The sequence below is a fragment of the Achromobacter sp. MYb9 genome, from assembly GCF_002975275.1.
Taxonomy (GTDB): Bacteria; Pseudomonadota; Gammaproteobacteria; order Burkholderiales; family Burkholderiaceae_B; genus Achromobacter.
Window position 1 is genome coordinate 15,750 of sequence record NZ_PCOQ01000002.1, and the last position, 13,576, is coordinate 29,325.

12 protein-coding genes are annotated in these 13,576 nt (G+C 65.7%); 2 read left to right on the forward strand and 10 right to left on the reverse strand.

Features of this window, described 5'->3' with window-relative positions; translation table 11 throughout:
- Window positions 1-106: 106 nt before the first annotated feature.
- Genes CQ050_RS04300 through CQ050_RS04330 form a run of 7 tightly spaced genes read right to left on the reverse strand, consistent with a single transcriptional unit; the run spans window position 107 to window position 6,800 of the window.
- Window positions 107-1,549 carry an NAD(P)/FAD-dependent oxidoreductase gene (locus CQ050_RS04300; RefSeq protein ID WP_105555608.1) on the reverse strand — a complete coding sequence of 481 codons (1,443 nt, stop codon included), beginning with the start codon at window positions 1,547-1,549 and terminating at the stop codon, window positions 107-109.
- Window positions 1,546-1,854, reverse strand: coding sequence for a (2Fe-2S)-binding protein (locus tag CQ050_RS04305; RefSeq protein WP_046804012.1), 309 nt, complete (start codon window positions 1,852-1,854; stop codon window positions 1,546-1,548). Before CQ050_RS04305 ends, CQ050_RS04300 begins: the two co-directional genes overlap by 4 nt.
- Window positions 1,838-2,995, reverse strand: coding sequence for an FAD-binding oxidoreductase (locus CQ050_RS04310; RefSeq protein WP_105555609.1), 1,158 nt, complete (start codon window positions 2,993-2,995; stop codon window positions 1,838-1,840). Before CQ050_RS04310 ends, CQ050_RS04305 begins: the two co-directional genes overlap by 17 nt.
- Entirely contained in the window at window positions 2,995-3,795 is an 801-nt protein-coding gene (locus tag CQ050_RS04315; protein WP_105555610.1) for an ABC transporter permease, read from the reverse strand. Before CQ050_RS04315 ends, CQ050_RS04310 begins: the two co-directional genes overlap by 1 nt.
- 1 nt (window position 3,796) lies before the next feature.
- Window positions 3,797-4,663: an ABC transporter permease gene (locus CQ050_RS04320; protein ID WP_105555611.1), complete on the reverse strand. Its 867-nt coding sequence runs from the start codon at window positions 4,661-4,663 to the stop codon at window positions 3,797-3,799.
- Window positions 4,660-5,721, reverse strand: coding sequence for an ABC transporter ATP-binding protein (locus CQ050_RS04325; protein WP_105555612.1), 1,062 nt, complete (start codon window positions 5,719-5,721; stop codon window positions 4,660-4,662). Before CQ050_RS04325 ends, CQ050_RS04320 begins: the two co-directional genes overlap by 4 nt.
- Window positions 5,722-5,768: 47 nt before the next feature.
- Window positions 5,769-6,800: an ABC transporter substrate-binding protein gene (locus CQ050_RS04330; RefSeq protein WP_105555613.1), complete on the reverse strand. Its 1,032-nt coding sequence runs from the start codon at window positions 6,798-6,800 to the stop codon at window positions 5,769-5,771.
- A gap of 131 nt (window positions 6,801-6,931) precedes the next feature.
- Between CQ050_RS04330 and CQ050_RS04335 the strand changes: the two genes are divergently transcribed.
- On the forward strand, window positions 6,932-7,735 hold the full coding sequence (locus CQ050_RS04335; RefSeq protein WP_105555614.1) for a GntR family transcriptional regulator: 804 nt from the start codon (window positions 6,932-6,934) through the stop codon (window positions 7,733-7,735).
- Here the strand turns inward: CQ050_RS04335 and CQ050_RS04340 are convergent.
- From CQ050_RS04340 to CQ050_RS04350, 3 genes are read right to left on the reverse strand one after another with little or no spacing between them, the layout of a single operon-like run.
- Complete coding sequence (locus tag CQ050_RS04340) at window positions 7,722-9,449, reverse strand: hydantoinase B/oxoprolinase family protein (protein ID WP_105555615.1); 1,728 nt, start codon at window positions 9,447-9,449, stop codon at window positions 7,722-7,724. The genes CQ050_RS04335 and CQ050_RS04340 overlap by 14 nt on opposite strands.
- On the reverse strand, window positions 9,442-11,499 hold the full coding sequence (locus CQ050_RS04345; protein ID WP_105555616.1) for a hydantoinase/oxoprolinase family protein: 2,058 nt from the start codon (window positions 11,497-11,499) through the stop codon (window positions 9,442-9,444). Before CQ050_RS04345 ends, CQ050_RS04340 begins: the two co-directional genes overlap by 8 nt.
- A gap of 38 nt (window positions 11,500-11,537) precedes the next feature.
- The gene (locus CQ050_RS04350; protein ID WP_105555617.1) at window positions 11,538-12,518 is read right to left on the reverse strand and encodes a tripartite tricarboxylate transporter substrate binding protein; all 981 of its coding nucleotides are present in this window, start codon (window positions 12,516-12,518) and stop codon (window positions 11,538-11,540) included.
- A gap of 159 nt (window positions 12,519-12,677) precedes the next feature.
- Here CQ050_RS04350 and CQ050_RS04355 point away from each other — a divergent pair, with 159 nt between their 5' ends.
- On the forward strand, window positions 12,678-13,574 hold the full coding sequence (locus CQ050_RS04355; protein WP_233213788.1) for a LysR family transcriptional regulator: 897 nt from the start codon (window positions 12,678-12,680) through the stop codon (window positions 13,572-13,574).
- Window positions 13,575-13,576 lie beyond the last annotated feature (2 nt).

Below are 13,576 nucleotides of genomic sequence, written 5' to 3' on the forward strand. Positions count from 1 at the left end.
CCAAGAAAAGGCCGGACTGCCAAGCCGGGACACCGAAGATCCGGCTTCGCCGGTCTTCCGGTGTTGCCCCCTTGAGGGGGACGCGCGTAGCGCGTCGGGGGTGGGCCTATTTCTTCAGGCGGACAACGGCTTGGCGGGAATCGTCCGTCTGCGGCAGCGACGCCAGCTCGCCCAGCGTCAGCGGCTTGGTCGGAAAGCGCAGCCGGTAATAGCCCACTTCCTGCGTCGGCACGCCGCGCTCTTCGGCGATGATCTCGGCCACCGTCAGCCCGCAGAAGCGCCCCTGGCACGGCCCCATGCCGCAGCGCAGAAATGCCTTCATCTGGTTGGGTCCGCTGCAACCGAGCTTGACCGTCTCGCGCACCTGCGCGGCGGTGACTTCTTCGCAGCGGCACACGATGGTGTCGCCCGTGGGCCGCCGGAACGCGTCAGGCGCCTTGTAGAGCGCGTCGAAGAACTCCCGGCCTCTCACGGCACGGGCAAGCGCCTGGCGCGGCGCCACGGCCTGGCTATCGCGTTTGGCGGCGTCGATGCGGCCCAACAGATGCGCGGCTTGCAGCGCGGCCAACCGGCCCCGGTGTTCCGCCGCCAGCGCGCCCGCGATACCCGCGCCGTCGCCCGCCATGCCGATGCCGTCCACCGTCGTCAGGCCCCATTCATCGACCTGCGGCTCCCAACAGTCCAAGGCGTCGTTCCAGCGATGCTCCGCACCCACGGCGCGCGACAGGTTCACGTTGGGCACCACGCCCTGATGCAGCATCAGCTGTTCGGCGGGCAAGGTCTTGGTGACGCCGCCGGCCGTGTAGCGCACGCTTTGCAGCTTGCCGTCGCCAAGCGCCTCCAACGCCGTCACGCCGCGTGTGATCGGCACTGCGGCCTTCACTGCGCGCAGCAGCTTCAAGCCCTTGCCCAGATACGGCGAACGCAGGAAGCCCCAGACCTTGGGCAGCGCCTGGCCCATGCGTCCGGGCGGCGTGGTTTCCAAGAGCGCGTCGATCTTCACCCCCGCGTTCAGGTATTGCCACGCCACCAGATACAGCAGCGGGCCGCTGCCCGCCAGCACCGTGCGATCCGCCGGCACCACGCCGGCCGACTTCAGCAGAATCTGCGCCGCACCCGCCGTGATCACGCCCGGCAGCGTCCAGCCTGGAATGGGGAAGGGGCGCTCTTGCGCGCCCGTTGCCAGCAGCAAGCGGCGCGCATGGATGATGCGCGCTTCACCGGCCACGGAATACGCCACTTCAAAGCCCTTTTCGGGATGCGGCGCGGTGCGCTCGGCCACCGCCCAGACGGTGGCGCCCGGCACGTAGCGCGCGCCTGATTGCTTGAAGGGCGCGATCAGGGAAGCACCGTGCCAGTAGTCATCGCCCAGGATGCCGCGGTCGGTGACCGGCGTGGTCGTGATGGCGCGATAGATCTGTCCGCCCGGCGCCGGTTGTTCGTCCAGCAGCACCGTGTCCACGCCCAGCCCGGCGGCCACCGTCGCTGCCGCCAACCCGGCCGGACCCGCGCCCACCACCAGCAAATCGCATTGCGTTGTTTCGATCATGCCTGCACCTTGCGCGCGCCCAGCTGGCGCTCGATCTTCATGCCTTCGCGCACGGCCGTCATGCAGCCCTGCTGGTTCGCCTGGCCGTCAATGGTGACCAGGCAGTCGTAGCACACGCCCATCATGCAATAGGGCCCGCGCGGCACCTCGTTCACGGCGGTATCGCGACAGGCCGACACGCCACCCGCGAACAACGCAGCCGCCACGCTGTCGCCCTGGCGGCATTGCAGCTCGGCCCCGTTGACCGTCACGCGCACCGGCGCGCCTTGCGCCTGGCGCTGCGCCTCATCAAGCCTCTTGAACATGAAACCTCCGGGTCGAGAAAGGCGCCATGTCGTCGGCAAGCTTGCCGGCCACGATCATGGGCGCCAGATTGAGGGCGTGCGCGGCGGCCAGCGTCACGCCGCTATGACAGGTGGCGACAAAGGCGCCCGGGCACGTCTCGGATTGCTGATAGATCGGAAAGCCGTCCTTGGACATCACGCGCAGCGCCGCCCAGCTGCGCACCACGCGCACGTCGCGCAATGCAGGCAGCGTGCGCACGGCGCGGTCAGCCAGCGTGCCCAGGATCGGCAGCCCCACCAGGTTATCCACATAGCCGGCTTCTTCCTGCGAATCGCCGATCAGCCACGTGCCTTCGTCCGTCTGGCGCAAGGTGGACAACGGCGTTTCCAGCAGGCGGCGCGTGCGTTCCAGCACCACGATCTGACCGCGTTGCGGGCGCACCGGCACGTCCAGGCCCACTTGCACGCCCAGGTCCTTGTTGGACAAGCCCGATGCCAGCACCACCTTGCGCGTGCGCACCGTGCCAGAGGGCGTTGCGATCTCGAACACGCCGTCGCGCTGCTTGATGCTCTGCGCCGGACGGCGCGGCAGGTAATCCACAACGCGCTGTGCAAAACTCGCGTGCAAGGCGCGCAGCAGCTTGAGCGGGTTGGCAATGCCATCGACCGGCGTCCACGTCGCGCCGCGCACATCGGGGCCGATGCCCGGCACCAGGTCGGCCACTTCCGCGCGATCCAGCAGCTTCCAGTCGTACTGCGCCATGCCGGGTTGCGCCAGCAAGGTCTTCATGAACGTGCCGCGCGCTTCCACTTCTTCGTCGCTTAGCAGCGCATGCAGCCCCCCGCGCTGTTCCAGGTGCACATCCACGCCGGTTTCTTCCAGCAGTTGCGCGGCCAGACGCGGCCAGCCGGACGCGGACGTCATCGTCCACACGCCGTAGCGCGGCAGCCCCATGCCCTTGCTTTGCACCCACACCAGCCCGAAGTTGCCGCGCGACGCGCGGTAGGCCACGTCGCCCTCGTCCAGCACGGCCACGTGGTCCAGCTCGCGCCGCAAGCCATAGGCGATGGCCGATCCCACCAGCCCGCCGCCGATCACCACGGCGTCATAAATGCCGCGATGCACGGGCGCGCGGGGCGCCAGTTCTTTCTCGTCCGTCATTAGCGTCCCTTTCCTACAAACAGCTTTTCCAGGCCGACCACGCGGTCCAGAATGAAAATGGCGATGATCGTCACGTAGATCAGCACGGCCGACACGGCGGTCACGAGCGGATCGATAGTGTCTTCGATATGCAGGAAGATGCGCACCGGCAGCGTCGTCGTGGACGGCGAGGCGATGAAGATCGACATGGTCAGTTCGTCAAAGCTGGTAATGAAGGCGATGACCCAGCCGCTGACCACGCCCGGCAGCAACAGTGGCAGCACCACGCGCCGGAACGCCGTCCAGTTGGACGCGCCCAGCGATTGCGCGGCGCGCTCCAGCGCGGGGTCGATACCGGTGGCCGACGCCAGCACCAGGCGCAGCGCGTAGGGCATCACCAGGATGACGTGCGCCACCACCAGGCCCACATAAGTGCCGGCCAGATCCACGGTGGTGAAGAACTTCAGGAAGGCCAGGCCCAGCACCACATGCGGAATCATCAGCGGCGACAGGAAGAACGCCACCAGCGCCTCGCGGCCGCGAAAGCGGTTGCGGGCCAGGGCCAGCGCGCTGGGCACGGCCAAGCCTATGGCCAGCGTCGCCGACAAGGTCCCCAGCCCCAGGCTGAACCAGAATGCTTCGACAAAACGCGGGTTGTCCAGGATGGCGCGGAACCAGCGCAACGACAGTCCGCCCGAGGGCAAAGAAATAAAGCCCTCGGACGTGAACGCCACCGCACACACCATGACGATGGGCGCCAGGATGAACAGGATGAACAGGGTGTGAAAGACCAGGCCGATGGGGCCGTTTCGAAATTGCATTTCAGCCTCCTGCCTGGTTGAAGACGGCGCCGTACTTGCGTTCAATGATCCGGTTGGCGGACAGCAGCACGACGACGGTGGCCAGCAGCAGCACCACGGCCAGCGCCGCGCCCAGCGGCCAGTTCAGCGTGTTCAGGAATTCGTCGTAGGCCGCCGTGGCCACGTTCTTCAAGCGCCGGCCGCCGATGATGGCCGGCGTGGCGAACGAGCTGGCCGCCATCGCAAACACCATGATCGCACCCGACAGAATGCCGGGCATGACCTGAGGCACAATCACGCGCCGGATCACGGTGAACTGCGATGCCCCCAACGACAGGGCGGCGGCTTCGGTCGCGGGATTGATCCGCTGCAGCGACGCCCATACCGAAATCACCATGAAGGGCACCAGCACGTGCGTCAGCGCGATGCCCACGCCCAGATTGCTGTACATCAGGTCCACGGGCGTGCTGATCAGCCCGATGCCGATCAGCGCCTTGTTGATAAGACCGGTGGAGCCAAACAGCAGCGCCCAGCCCAGCGTGCGCACCACCACCGAAATCAGCAAGGGGCCCAGCACCACCATCAGGAACAGGCCCTTCCACGGGTTGGCCATGCGTGACAGCACGTAGGCCTCGGCGGTGCCCAGCACCAGGCACGCCACCGTCACGGCCGCCGCCACGCCGAAGGTGCGCGCGTAGATTTCGTAGTAGTACCCGTCGCTGAAGATCTCGAAGTAGTTCTTCCAGGTGAAGGTCACCTGCATGCCGCCATAGAACTGGAAATTGAAGAAGCTGATCAGGAACACCAGCGCCATCGGCACCACCAGAAACGTGGCATAGACCACCAGCGCCGGCGCGCTCAACACCCACGGGTTGGCGCGCGCGCTCATGACGCCAGGCCCTTGGGCGCGGCCGCGACTTCGCACATGTCCTGCGCGCGCCAGCGCAAGTGCACGGGCTCGCCCTCGGCGGGCACGGCCACGCCGTCGTTCTGACGGATCACCATCACTTCGCCCACCGATGTGTCGACCTGGCACAGCCAGTGGTTGCCCTGGAATACGCGCGTCTTCATGCGCCCCGGCAGGGCACAGGCGGCGGGTTCCGAGAACAGGATTTTTTCGGGGCGCACGATCACCGCGCCTTGCGGCACCGGCGCGCCCGCCATCGGGATGTGCGCTTCGCCGATGCGGGCGCGCGTCTCGTTTTCGTATTGTTCGGCCGTGGGCGTGAACACGTTGGCCTTGCCCAGGAAGCCGCCGACGAAGTGGCTGGCCGGCCCTTCATAGGCCTGGAAGGGTTCAGCCACCTGTTCGACCCGGCCCTGGTTCATCACCACGATGCGATCCGACAGCGCCAGCGCCTCGGACTGATCGTGCGTGACAAGAATGGTGGTGGTGCCGATCGTCCGCTGGATGCTGCGCAGTTCCAACTGCATTTCCTCGCGCAGCTTGGCGTCCAGGTTCGACAGCGGTTCGTCCAGCAGCAGCACGCTGGGCCGAATCACCAGCGCGCGCGCCAAGGCCACGCGCTGCTGCTGGCCGCCGGACATGCGCGCCGGATGCCGGTCCGCCAGATGGGCCAGACCCACCAGCTTCAAGGCATCGGCCACGCGCGCCTCGCGTTCTTCCTTCTTGACGCGCTGCATCTCCAGGCCGAACGATACGTTCTCAAACGCGGTCATGTGCGGGAACAAGGCATAGTTCTGGAACACCAGCCCCAGCCCGCGCTTGTTGGCCGGCACGCGGCTGACGTCGCGGCCATCCAGCACGATGCTGCCGCTGGTGGGTTCGACAAAGCCCGCGATCATTTGCAGCGTGGTGGTCTTGCCGCATCCCGATGGCCCCAGCAGCGAAATGAACTCGCCGCGATTCACGGACAGGCTCAGTTCTTCCACGGCGGTCGTTTCGCCATAGCGCTTGCACAGGCGGTTCAGCACTAGATAGGTCATGAAGGCTCCCGTGGGCGACGCGCCGCGCCGCCCCGTATTGCACCGTGTCAGCGCTCGATTTCCCGCGTCCAGCGCTTGTTCCAGTCGTCGCGGTTCTGGTTCACCGTGTCCCAGTCGATCACGATCAAATCCGCGGCGCGCTTGCCGATAGGCAGCGGCACGCGCGGGTCATCGGTGACCTTGGCCTTCTTGTTGACCGGTCCGTAGCCGTAGGCGCTGGCCAACTTTTCCTGCACTTCCGGCGTCACCAGGTACTGCACGAACGCCTGCGCCATGGGGTTGGTCTTGGGCTTGGCAACGGGGCATACGGAGGACAGCAGCGCGTAGGCGCCTTCTTGCGGATACACGAAGCCCACCGGGAAGCCAGTGTCGGCAAACGATTTGGCCCGGCCGCTGCCCCACACGGAAATCACGGCCTGGCCTGACGAGAACAGTTCCGTCATCTTGCCGGGCGACGGCTCGTACACCAGCACATTGGGACCCACCTCGTTCTTGAAGGTGGTGAAGCCCGCGTCGATCTTCTTTTCGCCGCCGCCACCTTCGCGCGCATATTCCACCAGCGCGTGCAGGCCGTAGGTGTTGTTCAGCGGCGGCACCACCAGTTGCTTCTTGTACTTGGGGTCCTTCAGGTCTTTCCACGACGTGGGCGCGGCCCACTTCTTTTCGTCGAAAACCTTCTTGTTGTACATGATGCCGGTGGCCACGATGCCGATGGCCACGGCCTTGTCGTCCTTGTAGCGCGCGGTGCTGTAGATGTCGTCGGCGGGCAGGCCCTTGATGGGTTCGCAAAAGCCCAGCGCGATGGCCTGGTACATGGGGCCGTCATCGATGATGGCCACGTCGATCTGCTGGTTGCTCTTTTGCGCTTGCAGCCGCGCCACCGTATTGGTGGAGTTGCCAGCCACATAGTCCAGCTCGATGCCGTGCTGCTTGGCGAAGGGCGGGAAGATGTCCTTGCGCATGATGTCTTCGAACGAGCCGCCGTAGCCGGCCACCACCAACTTCTGCTGCGCTGCTGCATTTGCGCTGAGTCCGACGGCCACCGTCGTCGCCGCGATCACTGCAAGTACCTTGCCCATGAGAACCCCCGATTGTTGGTACACTTTGTCCGTACATGAATGTCCGGACAAATAATGAATCCGACGAGACATCGTTGTCAATCGGTTATTGTCCGTACAAACCCCATATAACAATGCAAGGAGCTCCCCCCATGACCCGATCCTCCGAGCGCGCGACCGGCCCTGGCGGAGCACGGCAGGCGCGCGGGAAACCCGAATCGCAGGCGCCCGACGGCGACGTTGGCGGCCCCCGTTACAAGAGCATTTTCCAAACGCTGTCGCACGACATCAGCACCGGCCGCTACCCGGTCATGACGCTGCTGCCCACGGAGCACGAGCTGTGCGACCAGTTCAACGCCAGCCGCCACACCATCCGCGAAGCGATCCGCATGCTGACCGTGGCGGGCATGGTGTCGCGCCGCCCCGGCGTGGGCACCCGCGTCGAGACCGCCCGCGCCAGCACCCGCTTCACACAGCGCATCTCGCAGTTTCCCGACCTGCTGCAATACGCGCGCAATGCGGCGCTGTTGGTGCAGGACGTGCGCACCATCAAGCTGCCCAAGCGGCTGGCTGAGGCACTGGGCTGCACGTCCGACAAGTCCTGGCTGCATATCAACTCCATCAAGACCCTGGATGACCAGGACACCGCCGCGGCCAGCACGCTCATCTACGCCGACCCCGAACATTCGGACGTGCGCGTCGAGGTCAAATCGCGCATTTCGCTGCTGCGCCTGATCGAAGACCACTTTGGCGACCGCATCACCGAGGTCAACCAGGAATTCTCGGCCACGCCCATCAATGCCACGATCGCCAAGCAGTTGAAGGTCGAGCCCAAGACGGCCGGCTTCGTCATCACCCGCCGCTATTACGGTGATGGCGGCCTGCTGCTGCTGGCCACCATCACCACCTTCCCGCACGACAAGATGAAGTACTCGATGACGCTCAACGTAGGGTGACGGGCACGGCGCCCGCGCCATAGGCAGCCCGCGCCGCGTCCACGCTGATTTTTCCGTCAGCCAGGTCCTGCTCGATGCGCCCGCGGGGCCGTTCCGATGGCGCTCCATACCCGCCGCCGCCCGGCGTTTCGATGCGCACGCTGTCGCCGGGCGCCAGCGCGATGTTGGCCGTCTTGGAAAACAGCGTCTCGGCCTGTGGCGTGCCGAAGTTGCGGATCAGCCGCGCGCGGCGTCCGTCGCCGCCGCCGTCCACCCCGGCCGCCACACCCACGGTGTGGCTGTCCGAACGCGCCGAAAACACGATGCCCGGTCCTACCGCGCGGATCTGCTTGGCGATCGCCAGTCCGCCGCGCGTGCGGCCAACACCGCCGGAGTCGGGGATCATGGCGTATTCGTCCATCATCAATGGATATTCGTTTTCCAGCGCTTCAACCGGCAGGTTGGACGTGTTGGTCATATGCACGTGGACCGCGTCCATTCCGTCGGCATCGAAGCGCGCGCCCGCGCCACCGCCCAGCGTTTCCAGATAGACGAAGTGCCCCGCGCGCTCGCGCCAGCGGCCTGAAAACACGATTGCGGGGCAGCAGTCGTTGCTGGACGCCATGGTCTTCTCGGGCGGCAACAAACCGCGGAACGCGCCAAAGATCGCGCCCGCGACCTTCTGCGCCGTGATCGACCGCGCGCCGACCGCCGCGGGATGTTCCGGGTTGGTGATGGTGCCCACCGGCGCCGACACGCTAATGGGGTCGAACAAGCCGGCGTTGGGCGCCAGGTCCGGATCCAGCAACGCTTTGACGGCGTAGTACACGCAGGCGCGCAACGCATTGATCGGCAGGTTCATCGCGCCGCGCGCCTGCTTGCCGGAGCCGTCGAAATCGAAATGCAGATTGCCGGGGCGCACCGTCAGCGTCACCTGGATCGGCACCGGATCGCCGCCCATTCCGTCGTCGTCCAGATCGCTGCGAAACGTGTAGCTGCCTTGCCGCAGCTCGGCGATGCGGTTGAGCAGGCGCCGGCGCGTGTACGCGATCACGTCATCCACGGAACGCAGCACCGCGTCCAGCCCCATCTGCCGGATCAGGCCTTGCACCGCGGCCGCGCCCCGGCGGTTGGTCGCCATCTGCACGCGCAGATCCAGCACGCGCTCTTCGGGGTCGCGAGTGTTGGCGCAGATCAGGCGCAGCATGTCCTCGTCCGTCTCACCATGCTTGGCGATGCGGCAGGCGGGGATGCGAATGCCTTCTTCGAAAATGGACTTCAAGCCGCCCGCGATCGATCCTGGCACCGCGCCGCCCACGTCCGAATGGTGCGCGATATTGGCCGCGAAGAAGCGCAGCACGCCTTCCCAGAACACGGGGGTCACGATGTTGATGTCGGGCAGATGGCTGCCGTCGGCCAGGTAGGGGTCGTTGCAGATGAACACGTCGCCGTCACGGATGTCGTCGGTCTTGAACGTGCGCAGGATCGCGCCCATCGCGCCATCCAGCGAACCCAGGTGCAGCGGAATCTGCGTGCCTTGCGCCACCAGCCGGCCAGCCGCGTCGAACAAGGCCACCGAGCAGTCCTTGCGTTCCTTGATGTTGGTCGAGAACGACGCGCGCACCAGCGTGTTGTTCATGTCTTCGGTGATGGACAGCAGGCGGTTGCAGAACACCTCCATGCCAATGGGGTCGGCCAGCGCCACGCTGGAACCGGAATGGTCGGGCTTAGTCATGCAAGCCTCCTTGCAAGCGGATGATCAGGTTGCCGTATTCGTCGACGCTGGCGTGCTGGCCAACGCCGACGACGGTGGTTGAACTCATTTCTTCCAGCAGTGCGGGGCCGATGAAGCGCGCGCCGGTGGGCACGCGATCGCGGTCGTACACCGGGGTCTCCTGCCAGCCGTGCGTGGGTCCGAAATAGGCGTCGCGCTGGCCAATCCTGGCATCGGCGAGCACCCCGCCGATATGGCGTGGCGCAAGCGGCGCCTTCACCACCTGGCCCACGGCCTGCATGCGGCAGTTGATGATCTGCACCTTGCGGTCGTCCACCGTGTACCCGTATTCGCGTTCGTGCGCCTCGGCGAAACGGCGCGCGAATTCCGCATGGCCGCCCACGCCGGTGTCGTCCAGGCTGACCTGCACTTCAAAGTTCTGTCCTTCGTAGCGGGCGTCGATCGCGCTGCGATAGACGCGAAGCGCCGGGTCCACGCGCTCCTCCGCCAACCAGTTTTCGGCTTGCGTGCGCAGGCCCTTGAAGATGGCCGCGATCGCCGGCCACGTGTCTTCGCCAGCCAACGAGATCTCGCTCTGCACGAAGTCGAACGAAATGTCGCTGAGCAGGATGCCACGCGCGCACATGGTGCCCGGCTCCTGCGGCACGATCACGACCGGAATGCCGCATTCTTCGGCAACTTCCACCGCGTGCAGGGGCCCCGCGCCGCCGTAGGCATACAACGCGAAGTCCGACAGGTCGTAGCCGCGCTCGGTCGACACGGCGCGAATGGCCCGGCTCATGTTCGCCGCCGCGATGCGCAGGATGCCTTCGGCGGCCGCATCGCGGTCCAGACCGAGCGGCCTGGCCACGCGTTCATCGATGACTTGCCGCGCCGCGTCGGCGTGCACCGGCATGCGGCCGTTCAGCAGGGCCACGGGGTTCAGCCGCTGCAAGACGATCTCGGCGTCGGTGATCGTCGGCTCCTGGCCGCCGCGGCCGTAACCCACCGGTCCCGGCACGGCGCCGGCGCTGTGCGGGCCCACTTTCAGCGCGCCCGCGTCGTCCAGCCACGCGATGCTGCCGCCGCCCGCGCCGATCACGTGGATATCGACCATCGGCGTCTTGACGGGATAGCCCGCCACATGGCGATGCGATGTGAATAACGGACGGCCATCGCACACCAGGGACACATCCGTGCTGGTTCCGCCCACATCGAAGGTGACCAGATTCAGGCTGCCGATGGCGCGGCCCACGGCGGCCGCGCCCACCACGCCCGCCGCCGGCCCCGACAGGCAGGTCCGCACGGGATACTGGCGCACCGTGGCAATCGACATCAGGCCGCCGTTGGAGTGGATGGTGTGCGGTTCGTGGCCGATGTTCAATTCCCGCACGCGCAGCAGGAAGCGTTCCAGATAGCGCGCCATCTTCGGCCCGACGGCGGCATTCAGCACGGTCGTCGACAGGCGTTCATATTCGCGGAACTCCGGCAGTACATCGGACGACTGGCTGATGTAGACACCCGGCATGACCTCCTCCACGAGCCGCGCCGCCCGGCGTTCGTGCGCCGGATTGCGGTAAGCATGCAGGAAGCAGATCGTCACGGCTTCAATGCCAGCCGCGGCGAACTGGCGCGCGGCGGCCAGCACCTGCTCGTCGTCCAGCGGCGTCAACACCTCGCCCGCCGCGTTGACGCGCTCATCGACCTCGACGCGGAATTCGCGTGGCACGGCCACGGGGGGCTTGCCCACGCTGTAGTCGTAGAGATGCGGCCGCGTCTGGCGGCCGATCTCCAGCACGTCGCGGAACCCGCGCGTGGTGATCAGCCCGACGCGCGCGCCCTTGCGTTCAATGATGAGGTTGGTGGCGACCGTGGTGCCGTGCCCCACATGCGACACCTGCGAGGGCGGAACACCGTGGTCGGCCAGCATCTGGCCAATGCCGGTGGCGATGGCTTCCGAGGGATCGTGCGGCGTGGAAGGCACTTTATGAAAGTGCACCACGCCGGCGTCCTCGTCGATCATCGTGAAATCGGTAAACGTGCCTCCGACGTCTATCCCAATGCGATACATATCATTCTTTCCAAAAAGAGTCTTGTGGATCGGGCGGATCAATCCAGACGGATGTCGGCCTTCTTCACCACCTGGCACCACTTGCTGATTTCATCTTTGATCATCGTGCCGAACGCCGGCCCCGCCACGTCCGATACCTGGGCGCCTTGCTGCTCCAGATAGGTCTTCATGGCGGGCGCGTGCAAGGTCTGCACCAGGCCGTCGGTGAGCTTTTGCCGCAGCGGTTCGGGCAGGCCGGCCGGCGCCAGCATGCCGAACCACACCATGGCCTCGTAGCCCGGATAGCCGGATTCCGCCACGGTCGGCACGTCGGGCAGCATCGGCGAACGCTGTGGCGAGGTCACCGCCAGCGCCTTGATCTTGCCGTCCTTGATGTAAGGGTAGGACGTCATCACGACGTCGACCATCATGTTGATCTGCCCGCCCACCAGATCGATCAGCGCGGGCCCGGATCCACGGTAGGGCACATGCACCATGGACACGCCGGCGGTGGTCTTGAAGAGCTCGGCCGCCAAGTGGTTGGACGTGCCCTGGCCGTTGGAGGCGAACGAGTACTTTTCAGGCTCTTTCTTCAACAGCGCCACGAATTCCTGCAAGGTCTTGGCGGGCACCGACTGGTTCACCGACATCACGTTGGGAATCGTGGCCACCACCGTCAGGGGCGTGAAGTCCTTGATGGCGTCGTACGGCAGCTTGGAATACACGCAGGGCGCGCTGCCATGCGTGCTGACCGAGCCCATCAAAATGGTGTAGCCGTCGGCCGGTTGCCGGGCGACGTATTCGGTGCCCACCGTGCCGCCCGCGCCGGGGCGGTTTTCGACGATGACATTGGCGGACAGACGTTGGCCCAGTCCTTCGGCCACCTTGCGCGCGATCAGGTCTGTGGACCCGCCGGCCGCGAACGGCACGACGATGCGGATCACTTTATCCGGCCAGGCGGCGCTGGCGGAACCGGCGGCCGCAAACAACGCGACCCCGGCGGCAATGCGACAGCAACTGCGTATCAGCCCTTGGTTCATGGCTTGGTTTCCCCTTGTTGATAGAACTTCCTTGTGGCCGGATCATGCGTGTCCGACCTTGGTTCGCTGCAACAACAAGGCCATGCTAGGCCTGCGGATTCAATGACAGCAGCCCTATGGGTTTATATTTGTATAACTGCCATTTATAGGTGCGCGGCCGTGAAAAATCCGGACCTGAATCTGCTTCTGCATTTCGACGCGCTGATGGCGTGCCGCAACGTCTCGCGCGCGGCAGAGCAGTTGAACATCAGCCAACCGGCGATGAGCGCGGCGATGAACCGGCTGCGCCAGCTATTTGGCGACCCGTTGCTGGTGCGTGAAGGCGGTGTGTGGCAACCCACGTTGCGCGCGATGGAGCTGCATCAGAATTTCAAGCCGCTCCTGGAAAGCTGGCACCGGGCCACGCGCACCCGCGACGCCTTCGACCCTGCGCAATCGTCGCGCACGCTGTCGTTCTATGCCACGGACTATGTGCAATTCACGTTGTTGCCCAAGCTGATCCCGCGACTGGCCGTGGATGCGCCGCATTTCCAGTTGCAGATCGTGCCGGCGCGTCCGCAGCACGGCCTGAGCATGCTGGACACGAATCATGTGGAGTTGATCGCCGGTTATTTTCCGGACCCGGCACCGGATCTACGCACGCGTTTCCTGTACCAGGAGCCGGCGGTGTGCATGGTTCGCGAAGGCCATCCGTGCTTGCGAAAGCGCTGGAACCTGGACGCCTATTTGCGCTACGGCCACCTGGACCTGGCGGCACACACGCGCTATTTCAGCACCGCGATTGATCGCATTCTGATGGGACAGAACCGCAGCCGAAAGATCGTGGCGACCTTGTCCAGTTATCTGGTCTGTCCGTTCATCGTGGAAGGCTCGGACCTGATCGCGACGATGCCGGTCAGCATCGCGCGGGCGATGACGGGCGCGGCGCGCATCGTCACGTTGAAGGTGCCGCTGACGCTGCCCCCGATCGCGGTGTCGCTGTACTGGCACGAGCGCTATCAGGATGATCCCGCGCACGCGTGGCTGCGGCAGTATCTGGCCGGCGTGCTCGGGTAGTT